Origin of the sequence: Enterobacter cloacae complex sp. 2024EL-00227 (genome assembly GCF_043945315.1) — a bacterium.
Lineage (GTDB): Bacteria > Pseudomonadota > Gammaproteobacteria > Enterobacterales > Enterobacteriaceae > Enterobacter > Enterobacter roggenkampii.
The window spans coordinates 361,735-384,213 of sequence record NZ_JBIMQP010000001.1 but is presented as its reverse complement, the minus strand read 5'-3'; the positions used below and the strand labels follow the sequence as shown (position 1 = coordinate 384,213).

Below are 22,479 nucleotides of genomic sequence, written 5' to 3'. Positions count from 1 at the left end.
GCAAGAAAACGGGTTCCGAACGTCAACTTTTAAGAATTTATTTAGAAATGCACTTTATTTTTAAGAATTTCTTTATGTTGACAGCGTTATGATTGAACATCTTTTAATGCGATATTTCTTAATTTTGTTATTTCGGATAAATACAGATTTTCTGGATAAATTAAAACTATTATACCCGCCAGTTTTAATTTAATGATTATTGAGAGAAATCTCATACTGACATTGCATTTTCCCACAGCTTTATCCATGATCGAATTGTGTCATTAGTCATGTTACAGAAGGTATTGCTACTACTATGGAATGGATTGCCGATCCCTCAATCTGGGCCGGGCTGGTTACGCTGGTTGTCATCGAGCTGGTGCTCGGGATTGATAATCTGGTTTTTATCGCCATCCTCGCTGAAAAACTGCCCCCTTCCCAGCGCGATCGCGCGCGCGTAACGGGGCTGCTGCTGGCGATGGTGATGCGCTTACTGCTGCTGGCCTCTATTTCCTGGCTGGTCACGCTCACTCAGCCTCTGTTCTCCATTCACGGTCTGAGCTTTAGCGCCCGCGATCTGATCATGCTCTTCGGCGGGCTATTCCTGCTGTTCAAAGCCACCGTGGAGCTCAACGAGCGGCTGGAAGGCAAAGACAGCGAGAACCCGACCCAGCGCCGCGGAGCAAAATTCTGGCCGGTGGTCGCGCAAATCGTGGTGCTGGATGCGGTCTTCTCCCTGGACTCGGTGATCACCGCCGTCGGGATGGTGGACCACCTTGCGGTGATGATGGCCGCGGTCATTATTGCCATCACGCTGATGGTCATGGCCAGCAAGGCACTGACCCGCTTCGTGAACAGTCACCCGACCATCGTTATTCTTTGCCTGAGCTTCCTGCTGATGATTGGCTTCAGCCTGGTGGCCGACGGTTTTGGCTTCCATATTCCGAAAGGCTACCTGTATGCCGCCATCGGGTTCTCCGTCATGATTGAAGCGCTTAACCAGCTGGCGATATTCAACCGCCGTCGTTTCCTTTCCGCCAATCAGACTCTGCGTCAGCGCACAGCCGACACGGTCATGCGTCTGTTAAGCGGCAAGAAAGAGGATGCGGAGCTGGACGCCGAATCCTCCGCCATGCTGGCCGACCACAGCGACGGGCAGATCTTTGACCCGCAGGAACGACGGATGATTGAGCGAGTGCTCAATCTGAACCAGCGTACGGTCAGCAGCATTATGACGTCGCGGCATGACATTGAGCATATTGACCTGACGGCCCCGGAAGCGCACATTCGCGCCCTGCTGGATAAAAACCAGCACACCCGCGTGGTGGTGACCGGCGGGGAAGCGGAAGAGGAGCTGCTGGGCGTGGTACACGTCATTGATCTGCTCCAGCAGCAGCTCCACGGTGAGCCGCTCAATCTCCGCGCCCTGGTTCGCCAGCCGCTGGTCTTCCCGGAGGGGCTGCCGTTGCTTTCTGCCCTTGAGCAATTCCGTAACGCGCGCACCCACTTTGCCTTTGTGGTGGATGAGTTTGGTTCGGTGGAAGGGCTGGTCACGCTCAGCGACGTGATGGAAACCATTGCCGGTAATCTGCCAAACGAGGTGGATGAGATAGACGCCCGCCACGACATTCAGAAAAACGCCGACGGCTCGTGGACGGCTAACGGCCATATGCCGCTGGAAGACCTGGTGCAGTATGTGCCGCTGCCGCTGGATGATAAACGGGAATACCACACCATTGCCGGTCTGCTGATGGAGTATTTGCAGCGTATCCCACAGCCGGGGGAAGAGGTTCAGGTCGGCGACTATCGGCTTAAAACGCTCCAGATTGAAAACCATCGCGTGCAGAAGGTTCAGCTGATACCGCTGCGGGAAGAGGAAGAACTGGATTTTGAGGTGTAAAAAAGCCGGGTGGCGTTTCGCTCACCCGGCCTGCGGCGTTCGGTTTTTGTAGGCCGGGTAAGGCGAAGCCGCCCCCCGGCGCAACAGGCATCAAAGCTTATCCAGCAGCTTCTTCACATCCTTGCCGTCCTGTGAATCTTTATTACGATCCGCCCAGCCGCTGAGTCGACGTTTCGCTTCATCCTGCAGATGCTTACGCAGGATCTGATCCACCTGCAGACTGTAATTCAGGGCCTGCCATTTGCCGTATACGGTCAGCGGGACCGGCGTCTGTTTCAGGAAGTCGATGAGCTTGCTTTCCCCCTGCCAGCCGGAAAGTACCCGCACGTTAAAGCGCGTGTCCGCCGTCTCTTTGACCAGATCCAGCTTACCCTCGCCCGTTACTGATAAGAGTGAAGAGGTACCCTGCATTCCGTCGAGAGAGAGTTGTCCGTTGTTCAGCGTCAGGTCCGTGGTGAAGCTGTCGAGGCGCGTGGCACTGTCGTAGCTCTCCTGGGCTTTCACATCGCTGCTGCGCTCCACCGCCTGCTGCACCAGTTGCTGGAAGTTAAGCCCTTCCATACGGGAGTTTTTCAGATCAAGATGCGCCTGCCCTTGCCACTCGCGGCGGAAAGCATCGGCATCAATTTTCGTGCCCGAGAAATCACCCGCGAGCGTCAACTGCCCCGTCAGAGAGATCGGGTAGTTAAACGCGGTCAGGATGGTCCCTATCTCAACGTTATCGAGACGCGGCTGGAATTCGGCGCTGGCAACGTCTTTACGGACATCCAGCGTGCCGGGCAGTGAGAAGTGTCCTGCGCCCATCTTGCCGCTCAGTTCGGAGATCACCAGCAAACCGTTATGGTTAAACATCTGGCTGCTCACGTCGGTAAAGTCCATGCCGCGCCAGCGCAGGCTGGTGGCTTTCAGCAGAATATCCGCCGTGAATCCGCGCAGAGCGTTATAGTCAGGTTGATCGAGATTCGACGAAATAACCGGACGTGATACCGGTGCCTGGCTTTGCCCCGTCTGCGTCGCCTCGCTGTCCGTGGCGCTGGCTGGCAGAGGTGGCAACAGGTTTTCCAGGTTGAGCTTGTCAAATTGCAGATTCAGCACCCACTTCGGCTTCTCTTCAAAGGTGACACTCGCCTGCCCCTTCAGGCTACTGTCATTTGCCTGCAGGTTGAGATTATCCAGCTCCAGCTGTTTTTGTTCCTCACGCCACACGGCCTGCAGCGTTCCCTGACCGGCGATCCCCTGGGTGGGCAGATTGGCCCCCGTCAGCTGCCAGTTAAGCTGCTGGATGTTCGCCGTGAGCTGATGCGGATAGTCTGACGCATTCACATTAGCATTCAACGACAGCGTCAGATCCCGCTGATCGCGGTTCACGCGCCCGCTCAATTCCACCGATGCAAGATGGTGCTCATCCTGTTCCATCTGCAGATTAATGTTGCGAACGGTGACCAGCTCTTCGTGCTCATGCTGGAAAACCAGCACGCTATCGGCCACTTTCAGTTTGCCAATATCAAAGGACCAGCCAGTATCAGACGGTTCATCAGGCAGGGTATTTTCACGCGGTGCCACCGGCGCGTTGGCATCACGGACAGCTTCAGTTTGCGGGGTGAGCTGAATCACCGCGCCTTTCAGCATCACCTGATTCACCTGCAGCTGATGGGAAATGAGCGGGATCAGCGCCACATCAAGGCGCATGTTGTCTGCGGACACCAGCGGCTGGGACGCCCCCGGCGCCGTGAGCGACATGCGGCCAGAGAGAATGCTGAGCTGCGGCCAGACGTGCCAGCGCAGCGGCCCGTCCAGCTTCAGTTGATAACCACTGCGTGCCTCAACCTGCCGCACCATATACGCGCGGAAGTCGTTAGGGTTAACCAGCAGAACCAACGCCGAAAGGCCAGCCACCAGCACCACCAGCAAAATCATCAGCGTTGTCAGAACTCTTCTCATGGCATCCTCAATGGACTAACGATCAGTCTTTATCAATACGGCTGGCAACCGCACCCTGCTGGTCGCGATATTTTGCGTCCTGACGGCGGTTATACGGCCTGTCTGCCGGGCCTGACAGCGGTTCAAAACTTAACGCGCCGATCATCATCCCCGGACGAAGCGCCAGCGGCAATTTACCGGCATTGAAGAATTCCAGCACAATACGGCCCGACCAGCCTGGATCGATACGGTGCGCGGTCACGTGTACCATCAGTCCCAGTCGCGCCAGCGAAGAACGGCCGTCAAGCCAGCCGACGAGGTCCGCAGGCAGGGTGACGGATTCAAACGTTACCGCCAGCGCCAGTTCACCCGGATGCAGATAAAAGGCTTCGCCATCTTCGATTACGATTTCGTCACTCATCACGCGATCGAGCGCGGCGCTGACTTCGTCCTTCGGTCCGCTGAGGTCAATGAACGGTGCGGTATGGCCGCTAAAGGTGCGGAATTTATTCCCCAACCGGACATCGACGGTCACCCCATTGATACGCTCAATAGGTGGACGTGGGGTAATAGACAAACGGCCTTCATCCAGCCAGGCTTCAATATCGCGATCACAAAGACGCATGCCTTTTTCTCCTTTCATGCATCGTACCCTGAGCCGGTAAGCGCTCAGGGTAAAACCAGGTTATCTCTGAACGGTACACAATTCACGCGGCTTATTCAAAAAACTGGCTGATTTTCGCTTTTAAGATATCGATCGCGATGCGGTTTTTACCCCCGCGCGGCACGATGATATCGGCGTATTGTTTGGAGGGCTCAATAAACTGCAGGAACATCGGGCGGACCGTTTTCTGGTATTGCGCCATCACGGAGTCCATTGAGCGGCCGCGTTCATTAACGTCACGCTTGATGCGGCGCATCAGGCAAATATCCAGCGGGGTATCGACGAAAATCGAGAAGTTCATGGATTCACGCAGGCGGGCGTCGGTCAGCAGCAGGATGCCTTCAAGGATAATGACCTTTTTCGGCTCGATGCGGATCGTTTCCTGGGTGCGGGTATGTTCTACGTAACTGTAAACGGGCAGTTCGATCGCCTGGCCGCTCTTAAGCGCTTCTAAATGCTGGAACAGCAGGCTGTGATCCATCGCATTTGGGTGGTCATAGTTCGTTTTAACGCGCTCTTCCATCGACAGATGGGATTGATCTTTGTAATAGCTGTCTTCGGGAATGACGCCGATATGCTCATCACCTACTTGTTCACGCAGTTCGCGATAAAGCGTACTGGCAATTAGACTTTTACCTGAAGCCGATGCGCCGGCGATGCCTATAATGACGCACTGATGAGACTTATCAGTCATAAATTTAGCGACCTGATTAACCTGGATGTAAAGGAAGGACGACGCCGGAGCGTCAAACGCGGCAATTATAGGGATTTCGCGGGCGTGATACCAGTCGAATACTCAGGTTCTGCGAGACTGACCGAAAAGTGACGAGTTATTCCCTGAATGAAATTTAAATGCGCATTTTTTCGCCGCTTACCCGTTTTTTTTCACGGAGTAAGTATTTAATAAGTCTGTGTTGTCAAATTCTGAGCGGTCACCATATGAATTGTAAATTGTTTGTACTAGCATAAACCAAATTATCAAATTCACGCGTTCGGACATCTTCTTCCCTGACGGCATGGCGTCTCTGGATAAAGCGGTAATGAATAAACAATACCAGCGGGTTTTGGTGACCACCCCACATCCTTTATTACGACTTGTCTGTCTGGGCCTGGTCACCTTTATCTTTACCTTATTTTCGCTGGAGCTCACCCGCTTCGGCACCCTGCTGGCCCCGCTCTGGTTTCCCACCGCCATTATGATGGTGGCGTTTTACCGCCATGCCGGAAAAATGTGGCCGGGCATTGCCCTGGCCTGTTCGTTCGGCAATATTCTGGCCTCATGGATGCTGTTCTCCTGGGGGTCGGTCAGCCTCATCTACCCTGCGGTCAACGTCATTGAGGCCGTTATCGGCGCGCTGTTCCTGCGTAAATGGCTCCCGTGGTACAACCCGCTGCAGAATCTGAACGACTGGATCCGCGTGGCCATCGGCAGCGCGCTGGTGCCGCCACTGATGGGCGGCATTCTGGTGTCTCTGCTGGCACCCGGCTCTGAGCCCCTGCGTAATTTCTTCGTCTGGGTGTTGTCAGAAGCCATTGGCGCACTGGCACTGGTGCCACTGGGGCTGTTATTTAAGCCGCATTATCTGCTGCGCCACCGTGACCCGCGATTGCTGCTGGAAACGCTGACCACGCTGGCCGTGACGTTAGCGCTCAGTTGGGCAGCCATCACCTGGCTGCCGTGGCCCTTCACCTGCGTGATCGTTCTGCTGATGTGGAGCGCCGTGCGCCTGCCGCGGATGGAAGCGTTCATGGTGTTTCTGGTCACCGTGATGGTGGTGTCGCTGATGATTGCCCGCAATCCTCTGGCGCTGACCACCCAGCACGCCGGGCCGATGCTGAACGCCCCCTGGCTGTCGTTCCTGATGCTGCTCCTGCCCGCTAACGTGATGACCATGGTGATGTACGCCTTCCGCGCCGAACGCAAACATATCACCGAAAGCGAAGAGCGCTTTCGTAACGCGATGGAATATTCCGCCATCGGCATGGCGCTGGTGAGCATTGAAGGCAAATGGCTTCAGGCTAACAAGGCGCTGTGCAATTTCCTCGGCTACAGCCAGACGGAGCTTCAGTCGCTGACCTTCCAGCAGCTCACCTGGCCAGAAGATCTGAATACCGACCTCGAGCAGCTCGAACAGCTGGTCAACGGCGAGATCAATACCTACTCCCTCGAAAAGCGCTATTACACCCGCGACGGGGAAGTGGTCTGGGCGCTTCTTGCCGTCTCCGTGGTGCGTCATGCCGACGGCTCGCCGCTCTATTTTATTGCCCAGATTGAAGACATTAACGATCTGAAGCAGACCGAATGGGTCAATAAGCGCCTGATGGAGCGCATTACGCTGGCTAACGAAGCCGGGGGCATCGGCATCTGGGAGTGGGATCTGGAACCCGACATTATCAGCTGGGATAAGCGGATGTTTGAGCTCTATGAAATACCGCCGCACATCAAGCCCACCTGGCAGCTCTGGCACGACACGATGCTGCCGGAGGATCGCGTCCACGCCGAGCAGGTGCTGCGGGACTCCCTGATTTCCCGTCTGCCATTTAAGCTGGAATTCCGCATCCGCGTGAAGGAAGGCGTGCGTCATATTCGCTCCCTGGCAAACCGGGTGCTCAATAAGCAGGGGGAAGTTGAACGGCTGCTCGGCATCAACATGGACATGACCGAGGTTAAGCAGCTTAACGAGGCCCTCTTCCAGGAAAAAGAGCGTCTGCACATTACCCTCGACTCCATCGGTGAAGCGGTGCTGTGCACCGATATCAACATGAACGTCACCTTTATGAACCCGGTCGCGGAGAAAATGAGCGGCTGGCTGCAGACCGAGGCTATCGGCCAGCCGATCCTGAAGGTGTTACACATTACCTTCGGTGAAAAAGGGCCGCTGATGGAGAATATTCACAGCGGCGATATGTCCCGTTCCGATATCGATCAGGATGTGGTGCTGAACTGCCGTACCGGCGGCAATTATGATATCCACTACAGCATTACGCCGCTCAGCACGCTGGATGGACAGAATATTGGCTCGGTGATCGTCATTCAGGACGTCACCGAGTCGCGTAAAATGCTGCGCCAGCTAAGCTACAGCGCCTCCCACGATGCCCTGACCCATCTGGCAAACCGGGTCAGCTTCGAAAACCATCTCAAACGGCTCTTGCAGACCGTTCGCGAAACGCGCCAGCGCCATGCCCTGGTGTTTATCGACCTCGATCGCTTCAAAGCCGTCAACGACACGGCTGGCCACGCCGCGGGTGATGCCCTGCTGCGGGAACTGGCTTCCCTGATGTTGACCATGCTCCGCTCCAGCGACGTGCTGGCGCGTCTGGGCGGGGACGAGTTCGGGTTACTGTTACCGGACTGCAACCTGGAAAGCGCACGCTATATCGCCGGTCGCCTGATTCATGCCATCAACGACTATCACTTTATGTGGGAAGGCCGCCTGCACCGGATCGGCGCCAGCGCCGGCATCACGCTGATTGATGAAAATAACCATCAGGCATCGGAAATCATGTCGCAGGCGGACATTGCCTGTTACGCCTCAAAAAACAGCGGGCGCGGCATGGTGACGGTGTATGAACCCCAGCAGGAGCGGGATCACCACACGCGCAGCATGATGTCGCTTGATGAACAGTGGCACATGATTAAAGACAATCATCTGATGATGATTGCCCGCAGCGTCGCCTCCCCGCGCATCCCGGAGAGCAGTAATTTCTGGCTGCTGTCGTTACGCCTGTGGACCAGCCAGGGCGAAGTTCAGGAAGAGCATGCCTTCCGCTCGGGTCTGGCGGAGCCTGAGCTTCTGCACGCCCTCGACAGACGGATCTTTAGCGAGTTTTTCCGCACCTATGCCACCCAGATCGCCAGTAAAGGCATGGGCGTGGCGCTGCCGCTCTCGGAGGCCGGTTTAGCCAGCGTGACGCTGGTCGATGAACTGCTCGATCTGCTGGATAAAAGCCCGATGCCGGGCCGTCTGCTGCATCTGGTTATCTCTGCCGATGTGGTGTGCAACCCGGATAAGAACCTGCACAGGGGTCTGCAAAAGCTTCGCCAGGCGGGCTGCCGCGTGATCTTCAGCCAGGTGGGACGCGACATGAACGTCTTTACCCACCTGACCGCGAATATGGCCGACTATCTGATGCTGGATGCAGAGGTGGTAACCAACGTGTATGGCAATCTGATGGATGAGATGATGGTGACCATTGTTCAGGGCCACGCCCAGCGTGTGGGAATGAAAACTATCGCGGGCCCCTGTAACCAGCCCATCATGATGGATACGCTCTCCGGCATCGGCATCGATTTTATCTTTGGTGACACCATCGCCGAGCCGCAGCCATTAGATCTTCTACTCAACACCAGCTATTTCGCCATCAACTGACGGTGCCCAGCCGTCGGTATACCAGATGTGCAGCAGCGCGTAGGAGCGCCACGGCTTCCAGCGTTCGGCATAACGACGAATTTGCGCGGGCGTCATTCCGGCGAAGCGCTGTTTAATCAGGTAATCATCCGGCAGAAACACATCTTTCGCCTGCCAGCCGCGCAAGGCCAGATAATTTGCCGTCCAGCGCCCTATCCCCGGCCGCTGCTGTAACGCCTTCATCCCCTCTTCTGTATTCGCGGGCGGGGAAAGCGGAAACGTTCCGTCGATTACCGACTGCGCCAGATGAATCAGCGACTCCGCGCGCTTTAGCGGCATACCCAACGCCTTCAGCGCCAGCGGGTCCGCTGCCGCCAGCGCCTGGGGCGTGGGGAAGCAGAGATAGCCCGGACAGTCCGCCACCGGTTCGCCACAGAGCGCCACCACGCGTGACGCCAGCTTCGCCGCCATCGCCACGCTCACCAGCTGCCCGAGGATCGCCCGGACGCCCTGCTCGTACGCATCCATCGCCCCCGGTAAACGCAAGCCTGGCCTTGCAGCACCGAGTTCACCCAGCGTTTCTGCTATTTGCTGCGGGTTACAGCGGAGATCGAACAGGCGTTCGATGCGTTCAAGACACGCCTGCGCAACCGGAATTAACCCCGGGCTGAGCGTCACGCTCAGCGTATGGCTGGCGATATCCGGCGTCACGCGGAAAATCCCCTGATGCCCCCCGCAGGCAAAACTGCGCTCATAGTAATCGTTGGTAACGGTTTCAATGCCCGTTACCGCGCGCGCGCCAAGAAAACCAAACATCCACTGCCAGTCATAAGGGGGAAGCCAGGTGAGGGTATACATCGTTGCTCCTTTTTTAGTGTTATCAGCATAAACGTAAAGACCCTGTTTTGCCTTGCTTTCATATTCCTGTTGTCGCCATGCAGACATTTCGTTAAAGTCTCGCCCCTTCTCACCGGCATGGGGATTCATCGTGTTTATTGGATTTGACTACGGTACGGCAAACTGCTCGGTTGCGATTATGCAAGACGGACAGCCACGGCTCCTGAAGATGGAAAAAGAGAGCACGCTGCTGCCGTCTATGCTCTGCGCACCGACGCGTGAAGCGGTGAGCGAGTGGCTGTTCCGCCACCATCAGGTTCCGGCCACGGCGGCGGAGACCCAGGCGCTGCTGCGCCGTGCGGTCAGCTTTAACCGCGAGGAGGACATCGACGTTACGCCGTCCAGCGTGCAGTTCGGCCTCGCCTCGCTCGGGCACTACATTGAAGACCCCGAAGAGGTCTACTTCGTTAAGTCGCCAAAATCCTTCCTCGGCGCCAGCGGCCTGAAGCCACAGCAGGTCGCGCTGTTCGAAGACCTGGTGTGCGCGATGATGCTGCACATCCGCAACCAGGCGCAGACGCAGGTCTCCGACGCGATTACCCAGGCGGTGATTGGTCGTCCGATCAACTTCCAGGGGCTGGGCGGCGACGAGGCCAACCAGCAGGCGCAGGGGATCCTGGAGCGCGCGGCGCACCGCGCAGGCTTCCGCGACGTGGTATTCCAGTATGAACCGGTTGCCGCAGGGCTGGACTTCGAAGCCACGCTGACGGAAGAGAAGCGCGTGCTGGTCGTGGACATCGGCGGGGGCACGACGGACTGCTCGCTGCTGCTGATGGGGCCGCAGTGGCATCACCGTCGCGATCGTGAAAACAGCCTGCTCGGGCACAGCGGCTGCCGCGTGGGCGGTAACGATCTGGATATCGCCCTGGCCTTCAAGAGCCTGATGCCGCTGCTCGGCATGGGGGGGCAAACCGAAAAAGGCATCGCCCTGCCGATCCTGCCGTGGTGGAACGCGATTGCCATCAACGACGTGCCTGCGCAGAGTGATTTTTACAGCACCGCCAACGGCCGCTTCCTTAACGATCTGGTGCGCGATGCCCAGGACGGCGAGAAGGTGGCCCTGCTCTATAAAGTGTGGCGTCAGCGTCTGAGCTACCGCGTGGTGCGTACGGCGGAAGAGAGCAAAATCGCCCTGTCCGACCGCGCTGAACATGCGGTCTCCCTGCCGTTTATCAGTGACGAACTGGCCACTGCCATTTCGCAGGACGGGCTGGAGACGGCGCTCGCACAGCCGCTACAGCGCATTCTGGAACAGGTGCAGCTCGCGCTGGAGAACGGCAAAGAGAAGCCGGACGTGATTTACCTGACCGGCGGTAGCGCTCGTTCACCGCTGATCAAGAAAGCGCTGGCCGAACAGCTGCCGGGAATACCTATCGCGGGTGGCGATGACTTTGGCTCCGTTACCGCAGGGCTGGCGCGCTGGGCGCAGGTGATGTTTAGCTAGTGCGGTTGTGCCGGGTGGCGGCTTCGCCTTACCCGGCCTACAAAACGTGTGTTGTTGTAGTGCGGTCTGGTGCCCTCTCCCACAAAACACCAAAAACGGCAACATCCGTTGCCGTTCGCATTTACCTTGTAGGCCGGGTAAGCGAAGCGTCACCCGGCAACACTCAGACAATTCCCGACAGTCTTCCATATTTCCTCCATTTTTCCGCTGTGTTGCCTGACTAAACTAGTATCATTCCCCGAAGTATTCAGGATGAGAACGTATAACGATGAAAGGCAGTAACAAATCCCGCTGGGCAATCGCCGCTGGCATCATTGTGGTGGCCCTTGCCGCCGCCTGGTACTGGCACAGTCAATCCGCGAACTCCGCCGCACCGGCCGGCGCCACCAGCCAGACCCAGCGCCCAACGGGTGGAGGTCGTCACGGCATGCGCGGTGGCGCGCTGGCGCCGGTTCAGGCGGCGACGGCGGTGAATAGAGCCGTTCCTCGCTATCTCACCGGTCTCGGGACCATTACCGCTGCCAACACCGCCACGGTGCGCAGCCGCGTCGACGGCCAGCTCATCGCGATCCACTTCCAGGAAGGTCAGCAGGTCAAAGCGGGCGATCTGCTGGCGGAAATCGACCCGAGCCAGTTTAAGGTCGCCCTTGCCCAGGCGCAGGGACAGCTCGCGAAAGACAACGCGACCCTCGCCAACGCCCGGCGCGATTTAGCCCGCTACCAGCAGCTGGTGAAAACAAACCTGGTGTCCCGTCAGGAGCTGGATACCCAGCAGTCGCTGGTCAGTGAAACGCAGGGCACGATCAAAGCGGACGAAGCCGCGGTGGCCAGCGCCCAGCTGCAGCTGGACTGGAGCCGCATCACCGCGCCGATTGACGGACGCGTCGGCCTGAAGCAGGTCGATATAGGCAACCAAATCTCCAGCGGCGACACCACGGGCATCGTGGTGATCACCCAGACCCACCCGATTGATTTAGTCTTTACCCTGCCGGAAAGCGATATCGCGACCGTCATGCAGGCGCAAAAAGCCGGTAAAGGCCTGGTGGTGGAAGCCTGGGACCGCACCAACAAGCAGAAGCTGAGTGAAGGGTCTCTGCTCAGTCTGGATAACCAGATCGACACCACCACCGGCACCATCAAGCTGAAGGCGCGCTTTAATAACCAGGACGATGCCCTCTTCCCGAACCAGTTCGTCAATGCGCGCATGCTGGTCGCGACCGAAGAGAACGCGGTGGTGATCCCCACCGCTGCGCTGCAGATGGGTAACGAAGGTAACTTTGTCTGGGTGCTTAACAGCGACAATAAGGTCAGCAAGCACCTGGTGAAAACCGGTATCCAGGACAGCCAGACGGTGGTCATCAGCGCCGGGCTTTCCGCAGGCGACCGCGTGGTCACCGACGGCATTGACCGTCTGACCGAAGGGGCCAAAGTGGAAGTGGTGGAACCGGCGAAACAGGGAGCGACCTCCTGATGCAGGTGCTGCCGCCGGGCTCCACAGGTGGGCCGTCACGCCTGTTTATCCTCCGTCCTGTCGCCACCACGCTGCTGATGGTGGCGATCCTGCTCGCCGGGATTATCGGCTATCGCTTCCTGCCGGTCTCGGCGCTGCCGGAGGTGGACTATCCCACCATTCAGGTGGTGACGCTCTATCCCGGCGCCAGCCCGGATGTCGTGACGTCCGCCATCACCGCCCCGCTGGAGCGCCAGTTCGGCCAGATGTCGGGGCTAAAACAGATGTCCTCCCAGAGCTCCGGCGGGGCATCCGTGGTGACGCTGCAGTTCCAGCTGACGCTCTCGCTGGACGTCGCCGAGCAGGAGGTGCAGGCCGCCATCAACGCCGCCACCAACCTGCTGCCTTCAGACCTGCCTAACCCGCCGGTCTACAGCAAGGTGAACCCGGCGGATCCGCCGATCATGACGCTGGCCGTCACCTCCTCCGCCATGCCGATGACCCAGGTCGAAGACATGGTCGAAACGCGCGTGGCGCAGAAAATTTCTCAGGTCTCCGGCGTCGGCCTCGTCACCCTGGCGGGCGGACAGCGTCCGGCGGTGCGCGTTAAGCTGAACGCGCAGGCCATCGCCGCGCTGGGGCTCACCAGCGAAACCATCCGCAGCGCCATCAGCAATGCCAACGTCAACTCGGCGAAGGGCTCGCTGGACGGCCCAACCCGCGCCGTGACGCTCTCGGCGAACGACCAGATGCAGTCCGCCGACGAATATCGTCAGCTGATTATCGCCTACCAGAACGGCGCGCCGGTGCGTCTGGGCGACGTGGCGACCGTAGAACAAGGCGCGGAAAACAGCTGGCTGGGGGCCTGGGCCAACAGGCAGCAGGCGATCGTGATGAACGTGCAGCGCCAGCCGGGCGCAAACATCATCGAAACCGCCGACAGCATCCGCACCATGCTGCCGCAGCTGATCGAAAGCCTGCCGAAGTCGGTCAGCGTGAAGGTGCTTTCCGACCGTACCACCAACATTCGCGCGTCGGTCACCGACACCCAGTTCGAGCTGATGCTGGCGATTGCGCTGGTGGTGATGATCATTTACCTGTTCCTGCGTAACGTCCCGGCGACCATTATTCCCGCCGTCGCCGTACCGCTCTCGCTGGTCGGCACCTTTGCGGTGATGGTGTTCCTCGATTTTTCGATTAACAACCTGACGCTGATGGCGCTCACCATCGCCACCGGGTTCGTGGTGGACGACGCTATCGTCGTCATCGAGAATATCTCGCGCTATATCGAGAAAGGTGAAAAACCGCTGGCCGCCGCGCTGAAAGGCGCAGGGGAAATCGGCTTTACCATTATCTCGCTGACCTTCTCGCTGATTGCGGTGCTGATCCCGCTGCTGTTTATGGGCGATATCGTCGGGCGTCTGTTCCGCGAGTTTGCCGTGACGCTGGCGGTCGCCATTCTGATCTCCGCCGTGGTGTCGCTGACCCTGACGCCGATGATGTGCGCCCGCATGCTGAGCCATGAGTCCCTGCGCAAGCAAAACCGCTTCTCGCGCGCCTCCGAGCGCATGTTTGAGCGCATTATTGCCGCCTACGGTCGCGTGCTGGCGAAAGTCCTCAACCACCCGTGGGCCACGCTCGGCGTGGCGCTGGGAACCCTGGCGCTCAGCGTGATGCTGTGGATTTTCATTCCGAAAGGCTTCTTCCCGATCCAGGACAACGGCATTATTCAGGGCACGCTTCAGGCCCCACAGTCGGTCTCTTTTGCCAATATGGCGCAGCGCCAGCAGCAGGTATCTGACATCATCATGAAGGATCCGGCGGTAGAGAGCCTGACCGCTTACGTCGGCGTGGACGGCACCAATCCGTCGCTGAACAGCGCGCGTCTGCAGATCAACCTTAAGCCGCTGGATGAGCGCGACGATCGCGTCAACGCCGTCAATGAGCGGCTGCAAAGCGCCGTCGCCCGCGTGCCGGGCGTTGAGCTTTACCTGCAGCCGATTCAGGATTTGACCATCGATACCCAGGTCAGCCGCACGCAGTACCAGTTCACGCTGCAGGCCACCTCGCTGGACGCGCTCAGCACCTGGGTGCCGCAGCTGGTGAATAAGCTTAACACCCTGCCGCAGCTCGCCGACGTCAGCAGCGACTGGCAGGACAAAGGGCTGGCGGCGTATGTGAACGTCAACCGCGACGCCGCCAGCCGTCTGGGCATCACCATGGCGGACGTGGATAACGCCCTGTACAACGCCTTCGGTCAGCGTCTGATCTCCACCATCTACACTCAGGCGAACCAGTATCGCGTGGTGCTGGAGCACAACACCGACAACACGCCCGGCCTGGCGGGGCTGGACTCGGTGCGCCTGACCAGCAAAGACGGCGGCATTGTGCCGCTGAGCGCGATTGCCACGGTGGAAGAACGCTATACCCCGCTGTCGATTAACCATCTGGATCAGTTCCCGTCCACCACCATCTCCTTTAACGTGCCGGACAATTACTCTCTGGGTGAAGCGGTGGAGGCCATTCAGGCGGCGGAAAAAGCGGTAAGCTTCCCGGCTGATATTCAGACCCAGTTCCAGGGCAGCACCCTGGCGTTCCAGGCCGCGCTGGGTAACACCATCTGGCTGATCGTGGCGGCGGTCGTGGCGATGTACATCGTGCTCGGCGTGCTGTACGAGAGCTTTATCCACCCGATCACCATCCTCTCTACCCTGCCGACGGCGGGCGTGGGCGCACTGCTGGCATTAATGCTGGCGGGCAGCGAGCTGGACGTGATTGCCATCATCGGCATCATCCTGCTTATCGGGATCGTGAAGAAAAACGCCATCATGATGATCGACTTCGCCCTGGCCGCCGAGCGCGAGCAGGGCATGTCGCCGCGCGATGCGATTTTCCAGGCCTGCCTGCTGCGTTTTCGCCCCATCCTGATGACCACGCTGGCCGCCCTGCTGGGCGCGCTGCCGCTGATGCTCAGCACGGGCGTCGGCGCGGAGCTGCGCCGTCCGCTGGGTATCGGCATGGTCGGCGGTCTGCTGGTGAGCCAGGTGCTGACGCTGTTCACCACGCCGGTGATCTACCTGCTGTTTGACCGCCTGGCGCTGTGGACCAAAAGCCGCTTCCCGAAACGTGAAGAGGAGGCATAAGTGAAGTTTTTCGCCCTCTTCATTTATCGCCCGGTGGCGACGATTCTCATCTCGCTCGCCATTACCCTCTGCGGCGTGCTGGGCTTCCGGCTGCTGCCGGTGGCCCCCCTGCCGCAGGTGGACTTCCCGGTGATCATGGTCAGCGCCTCGCTGCCGGGCGCCTCGCCGGAAACCATGGCCTCGTCCGTTGCCACGCCGCTGGAGCGTTCGCTCGGGCGGATTGCGGGGGTCAACGAGATGACCTCCAGCAGCTCGCTGGGCAGCACGCGCATTATTCTGGAATTCAGCTTCGACCGGGATATCAACGGCGCGGCGCGCGACGTGCAGGCGGCCATTAACGCCGCACAGAGCCTGCTGCCGAGCGGGATGCCGAGCCGCCCGACCTACCGCAAGGCCAACCCGTCCGATGCGCCGATCATGATCCTGACGCTGACCTCGGATACGTACTCGCAGGGGCAGCTGTACGACTTTGCGTCCACCCAGCTGGCGCAGACCATCTCACAAATTAACGGCGTCGGCGACGTGAGCGTCGGGGGGAGTTCCCTGCCCGCGGTGCGCGTGGGGTTAAACCCGCAGGCGCTGTTTAACCAGGGCGTGTCGCTGGACGACGTGCGCTCCGCCATCAGCAACGCCAACGTGCGTAAACCGCAGGGGGCGATTGAGGACAACAGCCACCGCTGGCAGATCCACACCAACGACGAGCTGAAAACCGCGGCGGAATATCAGCCGCTCATTATTCACTACAGCAACGGCGCGGCGGTGCGCTTAAGCGACGTGGCCAGCGTCACCGACTCGGTGCAGGACGTACGCAACGCCGGGATGACCAACGCCAAGCCGGCGATTCTGCTGATGATCCGCAAGCTGCCGGAAGCGAACATTATCGAGACAGTGAACAGCATTCGCGCCCGTCTCCCGGAGCTGCAGGAGACCATCCCGGCAGCAATCGATCTGCAAATTGCCCAGGATCGCTCCCCGACCATTCGCGCCTCGCTGGAAGAGGTGGAGCAAACGCTGGTGATCTCCGTCGCGCTGGTGATCCTGGTGGTCTTCCTGTTCCTGCGATCCGGCCGCGCGACGCTGATCCCGGCGGTGGCCGTGCCGGTCTCGCTGATCGGTACCTTTGCCGCCATGTACCTGTGCGGGTTTAGCCTCAACAACCTGTCGCTGATGGCCCTGACGATTGCCACCGGCTTCGTGGTGGATGACGCCATCGTGGTGCTGGAAAACATTTCCCGCCATCTGGAAGCGGGCGTGAAACCGCTGCAGGCCGCGCTGCAGGGCACGCGCGAGGTGGGCTTTACGGTACTCTCCATGAGCCTGTCGCTGGTGGCGGTCTTTCTGCCGCTGCTGCTGATGGGCGGGCTGCCGGGCAGGCTGCTGCGCGAATTTGCCGTCACCCTTTCGGTGGCTATCGGCATCTCGCTGATTATCTCGCTGACGCTCACGCCAATGATGTGCGGCTGGATGCTCAAGCGCAGCAAGCCGCACTCGCAGCCGCGCCGCAAAGGCTTTGGCCGCGTGCTGATGGCGATGCAGGAAGGCTACGGCAAATCGCTGAAGTGGGTGCTGAACCACACAAGGCTGGTCGGCCTGGTGCTGATCGGCACCATCGTGCTCAACGTGTGGCTGTATATTTCCATCCCGAAAACCTTTTTCCCGGAGCAGGATACCGGCGTGCTGATGGGCGGCATTCAGGCGGACCAGAGCATTTCCTTCCAGGCGATGCGCGGCAAGCTGCAGGACTTTATGAAGATCATTCGGGAAGACAAAGCCGTGGATAACGTCACTGGCTTTACAGGCGGATCGCGCGTCAACAGCGGGATGATGTTTATTACCCTGAAACCGCGCGGCGAGCGCAACGAAACCGCCCAGCAGGTGATTGACCGCCTGCGGGTGAAGCTCGCCAAAGAGCCCGGAGCCAACCTGTTTTTGATGGCCGTTCAGGATATCCGCGTCGGCGGGCGACAGGCGAACGCCAGCTATCAGTACACGTTGCTCTCGGATGATTTAGCCGCCCTGCGCGAGTGGGAGCCGAAGATCCGCAAGGCGCTGGCCGCCCTGCCGGAGCTGGCGGACGTGAACTCCGATCAGCAGGACAACGGCGCCGAGATGGCCCTGACCTACGACCGTGAAACCATGTCGCGACTGGGCATTAACGTTGAAGCCGCCAACAGCCTGCTGAACAACGCCTTCGGCCAGCGCGAGATCTCCACCATCTACCAGCCGATGAACCAGTACAAGGTGGTGATGGAGGTTGACCCGCGCTACACCCAGGACATCAGCGCCCTGGATAAAATGTTTGTGATTAACAACGACGGCAAGGCGATTCCGCTCTCGTACTTTGCCAGCTGGCAGCCCGCCAACGCGCCGCTGTCGGTGAACCACCAGGGGCTGTCGGCGGCATCGACCATCTCCTTTAACCTGCCCGCCGGTTCGTCACTGTCTGAGGCCAGCGATGCAATCAACCGCGCGATGACGCAGCTTGGCGTACCGTCCACCGTGCGCGGCAGCTTTGCCGGGACCGCGCAGGTATTCCAGGAGACGATGAACTCGCAGGTGATTTTAATTCTGGCCGCCATCGCCACGGTCTATATTGTGCTGGGCGTGCTGTATGAAAGCTACGTGCACCCGCTGACCATCCTCTCGACGCTGCCGTCAGCGGGCGTGGGGGCACTGCTGGCGCTGGAGCTGTTCGGGGCGCCGTTCAGCCTTATCGCGCTCATCGGGATCATGCTGCTGATCGGCATCGTGAAGAAAAACGCCATCATGATGGTGGACTTCGCGCTGGACGCCCAGCGCAACGGCAACCTCTCGCCGGAAGAGGCCATCTTCCAGGCCTGCCTGCTGCGCTTTCGTCCGATCATGATGACCACCCTGGCGGCGCTGTTTGGCGCGCTGCCGCTGGTGATCTCGGGCGGCGACGGCTCAGAGCTGCGCCAGCCGCTGGGGATCACCATTGTCGGCGGCCTGGTGATGAGCCAGCTGCTGACGCTGTACACCACGCCGGTGGTCTATCTGTTCTTCGACCGCCTGCGGCTGCGCTTTTCACGTAAAAACAGAGAAACGGTAAACGGGTAAATGACAGAGCTTCCCAGCAACGTTCGCTGGCAATTATGGATAGTCGCCTTCGGCCTCTTTATGCAGTCGCTGGATACGACCATCGTCAACACCGCCCTCCCCTCCATGGCGAAAAGCCTCGGGGAGAGCCCGCTGCATATGCACATGGTGATTGTCTCCTACGTGCTGACGGTTGCCGTGATGCTGCCCGCCAGCGGCTGGCTGGCCGATAAGGTCGGCGTGCGGAATATCTTCTTTACCGCCATCGTGCTGTTTACCACCGGCTCGCTGTTTTGCGCGCAGGCCAACACCCTCGACCAGCTGGTCATGGCGCGCGTGCTGCAGGGCATCGGCGGGGCGATGATGGTGCCCGTCGGGCGACTAACGGTGATGAAGATTGTGCCGCGCGAGCAGTACATGGCGGCGATGACCTTTGTCACCCTGCCCGGTCAGGTGGGGCCGCTGCTTGGGCCTGCGCTGGGCGGTATGCTGGTGGAGTACGCCTCCTGGCACTGGATCTTCTTAATCAATCTCCCGGTAGGCATCATCGGCGCGATGGCCACCCTGACGCTGATGCCGAACTACAAAATGCAGACCCGGCGCTTTGATTTCTTCGGCTTTATTCTGCTGGCGGCGGGCATGGCCACGCTTACCCTGGCACTCGACGGGCAAAAGGGGCTGGGGATTTCGACCCTGATGCTCGGGTTGCTGGTGGTTATCGGCATTTCCACCATTGCAGGGTATTTGTGGCATGCTCGCGGCAATGACCAGGCGCTGTTCAGCCTGAACTTGTTTAAAAACCCTACCTACCGTCTCGGGCTGTTCGGCAGCTTTGCCGGACGCGTCGGCAGCGGCATGCTGCCGTTTATGACGCCCGTTTTTCTGCAAATTGGCATGGGCTTTTCGCCATTCCACGCGGGCCTGATGATGATCCCGATGGTGCTCGGCAGCATGGGAATGAAGCGCATTGTGGTGCAGGTGGTGAACCGCTTTGGCTATCGACACGTGCTGGTGGCCGCCACGCTGGGGCTGGCGCTGGTCAGTCTGCTGTTTATGGCCGTGGCGCTGATGGGCTGGTACTACGTCCTGCCGCTGGTGCTGTTCTGCCAGGGGATCATCAACTCCATGCGCTTCTCGTCGATGAATACCCTGACGCTAAAAGACCTGCCGGACGATCTGGCGAGCAGCGGCAACAGCCTGCTGTCGATGATTATGCAGCTCTCCATGAGCGTAGGCGTGACGATCGCGGGGTTGCTGCTCGGCATGTACGGCCAGCACCATCTCAGCGTCGACACGCCGGTGGCGCATCAGGTCTTTATGTATACCTACCTCAGCATGGCGGTCATCATCGCCCTGCCCGCGTTCATCTTCGCCCGCGTGCCGGATGATACCAGCAAGAACGTCGTGATTAGGCACGGCAAAAGGAGTGGCTCATGAAATTCTGGCGTCCGGGTATTACCGGCAAGCTCTTTCTGGCGATTTTTGCCACCTGTATTGTCCTGCTGATCACCATGCACTGGGCGGTGCGGGTCAGCTTTGAGCGCGGCTTTATTGATTACATCAAGCATGGCAATGAGCAGCGTTTGCAGGGCTTAAGCGATGCGCTGAGTGAACAGTACGCCCAGCACGGCAACTGGCGTTTTCTGCGCAATAACGACCGCTTTATTTTCCAGATTCTGCGCTCGCTGGAGCACGATACCGGTGACGACCGTCCGGGCCCGGGCATGCCGCCGCACGGCTGGCGCACCCAGTTCTGGGTGATCGACCAGGACATGCGCCCCCTGGTTGGCCCGCGCGCGCCGATACCGCCGGACGGCACCCGGCGGGCGATTAAAGTGAATAACGCGACCGTCGGCTGGGTTATCGCCTCGCCGGTGGAGCGCCTGACGCGCAACACCGACATCAACTTTGACCGCCAGCAGCGCCGGACCAGCTGGCTGATTGTCGCCCTCTCCACGCTGCTCGCCGCGCTCGCCACCTTCCCGCTGGCGCGCGGTCTGCTCGCCCCGGTGAAACGGCTGGTGGAGGGCACGCACAAGCTGGCCGCCGGGGATTTCACCACCCGCGTCGATACCCGCAGCCAGGACGAACTGGGCAAGCTGGCGCAGGACTTTAACCAGCTCGCCAGCACCCTGGAGAAGAACCAGCAGATGCGCCGCGACTTTATGGCCGACATTTCACACGAGCTGCGTACGCCGCTGGCGGTGCTGCGCGGCGAGCTCGAAGCCATTCAGGACGGCGTGCGCCAGTTTACGCCCGAATCGGTGGCTTCCCTGCAGGCGGAGGTGGGCACGCTCACCAAGCTGGTGGACGATCTCCACCAGCTCTCCATGTCCGACGAAGGCGCGCTGGCCTACCAGAAGGCGCCCGTAGACGTCATTAACGTGCTGGAAGTGGCGAGCGGCGCCTTCCGCGAGCGCTTTGCCAGCCGCAACCTGAAAATCGACCTCTCTCTGCCGGACAGCGCGGTGGTGTTTGGCGACAAAGATCGGCTGATGCAACTGTTCAACAACCTGCTGGAAAACAGCCTGCGCTACACCGACAGCGGCGGCGGGCTGCATATCTCCGGCAGGCAGGACAACGGGCGCTTTGCCCTCACCTTCGCGGATTCCGCCCCCGGCGTGCAGGACGCGCAGCTGGAAAAACTGTTTGAACGTTTTTACCGTACCGAAGGCTCCCGCAACCGCGCCAGCGGCGGCTCCGGCCTGGGGCTGGCGATTTGCGTTAACATCGTCGAGGCGCATAATGGCACGATCCGCGCCGCCCATTCGCCTTTTGGCGGGGTTAGCATTACAGTAGAGTTACCTCTGGAACGGGATTTATCGAGAGAAGTATGACCGAGTTACCGATTGACGAAAACACGCCGCGCATTTTGATCGTCGAAGACGAACCCAAGCTGGGACAGCTGCTGATCGACTATTTACGCGCGGCCAGCTATGCCCCGTCACTGATCGGCCACGGCGACCAGGTGCTGCCCTACGTGCGCCAGACCCCGCCGGACCTGATCCTGCTGGATTTAATGCTGCCAGGGGTTGATGGATTGACCCTGTGCCGGGAAATTCGTCGCTTCTCCGACGTGCCGATCGTCATGGTCACCGCCAAAATTGAAGAGATTGACCGCCTGCTGGGGCTCGAAATCGGCGCGGACGATTATATCTGCAAACCCTACAGCCCGCGTGAAGTGGTCGCCCGCGTGAAAACCATTCTGCGCCGCTGCAGGCCGCAGCGCGAGCTTCAGGTGCTGGACGCCGAAAGCCCGCTGATTGTGGATGAAAGCCGCTTCCAGGCGAGCTGGCGCGGCAAGCTGCTGGACCTGACGCCTGCGGAGTTCCGCCTGCTGAAAACCCTCTCCCACGAGCCGGGAAAAGTCTTCTCCCGCGAACAGCTGCTGAACCATCTGTATGACGATTACCGCGTGGTGACCGACCGCACCATCGACAGCCATATTAAAAACCTGCGCCGCAAGCTGGAGGCGCTGGACGCCGAGCAGTCGTTTATCCGCGCGGTGTATGGCGTGGGGTATCGCTGGGAAGCGGATGCGTGCAGGATTGCCTAGTTAGCCGCTGGTCAATCCAGGCCGGGTAAGGCGAAACCGCCACCCGGCACAATAACTTTACCTCCCTGCCCCGCAGCGCTACAATGCCCGCCCTTAAAGTGGGGGATCTCCCCTTACCGC

13 protein-coding genes are annotated in these 22,479 nt (G+C 59.5%); 9 read left to right on the top strand and 4 right to left on the bottom strand.

Annotated features, from left to right (window positions below):
* The first annotated feature begins 295 nt into the window (after positions 1–295).
* Positions 296–1,879 (top strand): TerC family protein, encoded by a 1,584-nt coding sequence (locus tag ACHH0Z_RS01675; protein WP_008499412.1) that lies wholly within the window; start codon positions 296–298, stop codon positions 1,877–1,879.
* Between the two features lie 90 nt (positions 1,880–1,969).
* On the opposite strand, the gene asmA is transcribed toward ACHH0Z_RS01675, so the two are convergent.
* The 3 genes from asmA to udk form a co-directional block, all read right to left on the bottom strand.
* Positions 1,970–3,820, bottom strand: a complete 1,851-nt coding sequence (asmA, locus tag ACHH0Z_RS01670) for an outer membrane assembly protein AsmA (protein WP_045407606.1) — start codon at positions 3,818–3,820, stop codon at positions 1,970–1,972.
* A 22-nt stretch (positions 3,821–3,842) separates the two neighbouring features.
* The gene (gene dcd / locus ACHH0Z_RS01665) at positions 3,843–4,424 is read right to left on the bottom strand and encodes a dCTP deaminase (protein WP_045407751.1); all 582 of its coding nucleotides are present in this window, start codon (positions 4,422–4,424) and stop codon (positions 3,843–3,845) included.
* A gap of 91 nt (positions 4,425–4,515) precedes the next feature.
* Positions 4,516–5,157, bottom strand: coding sequence for a uridine kinase (gene udk, locus ACHH0Z_RS01660; RefSeq protein ID WP_008500855.1), 642 nt, complete (start codon positions 5,155–5,157; stop codon positions 4,516–4,518).
* A gap of 346 nt (positions 5,158–5,503) precedes the next feature.
* Here udk and ACHH0Z_RS01655 point away from each other — a divergent pair, with 346 nt between their 5' ends.
* Positions 5,504–8,833, top strand: coding sequence for a diguanylate cyclase (locus ACHH0Z_RS01655; protein WP_045407609.1), 3,330 nt, complete (start codon positions 5,504–5,506; stop codon positions 8,831–8,833).
* Here ACHH0Z_RS01655 and alkA read toward each other — a convergent pair.
* Positions 8,801–9,670 carry a DNA-3-methyladenine glycosylase 2 gene (gene alkA, locus ACHH0Z_RS01650; RefSeq protein ID WP_045407614.1) on the bottom strand — a complete coding sequence of 290 codons (870 nt, stop codon included), beginning with the start codon at positions 9,668–9,670 and terminating at the stop codon, positions 8,801–8,803. The two genes, ACHH0Z_RS01655 and alkA, sit on opposite strands and share 33 nt — an antisense overlap.
* A 130-nt stretch (positions 9,671–9,800) precedes the next feature.
* On the opposite strand from alkA, the gene yegD reads away from it, so the two are divergent.
* The 7 genes from yegD (at position 9,801) to baeR (ending at position 22,359) form a co-directional block, all read left to right on the top strand.
* Entirely contained in the window at positions 9,801–11,153 is a 1,353-nt protein-coding gene (gene yegD / locus ACHH0Z_RS01645; RefSeq protein WP_045407617.1) for a molecular chaperone, read from the top strand.
* Positions 11,154–11,421: 268 nt separating this feature from the next.
* Positions 11,422–12,624: an MdtA/MuxA family multidrug efflux RND transporter periplasmic adaptor subunit gene (locus tag ACHH0Z_RS01640; protein WP_021241465.1), complete on the top strand. Its 1,203-nt coding sequence runs from the start codon at positions 11,422–11,424 to the stop codon at positions 12,622–12,624.
* Positions 12,624–15,746: an MdtB/MuxB family multidrug efflux RND transporter permease subunit gene (locus ACHH0Z_RS01635; protein WP_045407619.1), complete on the top strand. Its 3,123-nt coding sequence runs from the start codon at positions 12,624–12,626 to the stop codon at positions 15,744–15,746. The genes ACHH0Z_RS01640 and ACHH0Z_RS01635 overlap by 1 nt, the downstream gene beginning before the upstream one ends.
* On the top strand, positions 15,747–18,824 hold the full coding sequence (gene mdtC, locus ACHH0Z_RS01630; protein ID WP_045407620.1) for a multidrug efflux RND transporter permease subunit MdtC: 3,078 nt from the start codon (positions 15,747–15,749) through the stop codon (positions 18,822–18,824).
* Positions 18,825–20,240 (top strand): MFS transporter, encoded by a 1,416-nt coding sequence (locus ACHH0Z_RS01625; protein WP_395149485.1) that lies wholly within the window; start codon positions 18,825–18,827, stop codon positions 20,238–20,240.
* Positions 20,237–21,640 carry a two-component system sensor histidine kinase BaeS gene (gene baeS, locus ACHH0Z_RS01620; RefSeq protein WP_021241469.1) on the top strand — a complete coding sequence of 468 codons (1,404 nt, stop codon included), beginning with the start codon at positions 20,237–20,239 and terminating at the stop codon, positions 21,638–21,640. Before ACHH0Z_RS01625 ends, baeS begins: the two co-directional genes overlap by 4 nt.
* The gene (gene baeR / locus ACHH0Z_RS01615) at positions 21,637–22,359 is read left to right on the top strand and encodes a two-component system response regulator BaeR (RefSeq protein WP_008500865.1); all 723 of its coding nucleotides are present in this window, start codon (positions 21,637–21,639) and stop codon (positions 22,357–22,359) included. The genes baeS and baeR overlap by 4 nt, the downstream gene beginning before the upstream one ends.
* The last annotated feature ends 120 nt before the right edge of the window (positions 22,360–22,479 follow it).

Excerpts from the sequence above, each read along its gene's own strand:
- ACHH0Z_RS01675 (WP_008499412.1), top strand. The coding sequence starts at position 296 with ATGGAATGGATTGCCGATCCCTCAATCTGGGCCGGGCTGGTTACGCTG.
- asmA (WP_045407606.1), bottom strand. The coding sequence starts at position 3,820 with ATGAGAAGAGTTCTGACAACGCTGATGATTTTGCTGGTGGTGCTGGTG.
- dcd (WP_045407751.1), bottom strand. The coding sequence starts at position 4,424 with ATGCGTCTTTGTGATCGCGATATTGAAGCCTGGCTGGATGAAGGCCGT.
- udk (WP_008500855.1), bottom strand. The coding sequence starts at position 5,157 with ATGACTGATAAGTCTCATCAGTGCGTCATTATAGGCATCGCCGGCGCA.
- ACHH0Z_RS01655 (WP_045407609.1), top strand. The coding sequence starts at position 5,504 with ATGAATAAACAATACCAGCGGGTTTTGGTGACCACCCCACATCCTTTA.
- alkA (WP_045407614.1), bottom strand. The coding sequence starts at position 9,670 with ATGTATACCCTCACCTGGCTTCCCCCTTATGACTGGCAGTGGATGTTT.
- ACHH0Z_RS01640 (WP_021241465.1), top strand. The coding sequence starts at position 11,422 with ATGAAAGGCAGTAACAAATCCCGCTGGGCAATCGCCGCTGGCATCATT.
- ACHH0Z_RS01635 (WP_045407619.1), top strand. The coding sequence starts at position 12,624 with ATGCAGGTGCTGCCGCCGGGCTCCACAGGTGGGCCGTCACGCCTGTTT.
- ACHH0Z_RS01625 (WP_395149485.1), top strand. The coding sequence starts at position 18,825 with ATGACAGAGCTTCCCAGCAACGTTCGCTGGCAATTATGGATAGTCGCC.
- baeS (WP_021241469.1), top strand. The coding sequence starts at position 20,237 with ATGAAATTCTGGCGTCCGGGTATTACCGGCAAGCTCTTTCTGGCGATT.
- baeR (WP_008500865.1), top strand. The coding sequence starts at position 21,637 with ATGACCGAGTTACCGATTGACGAAAACACGCCGCGCATTTTGATCGTC.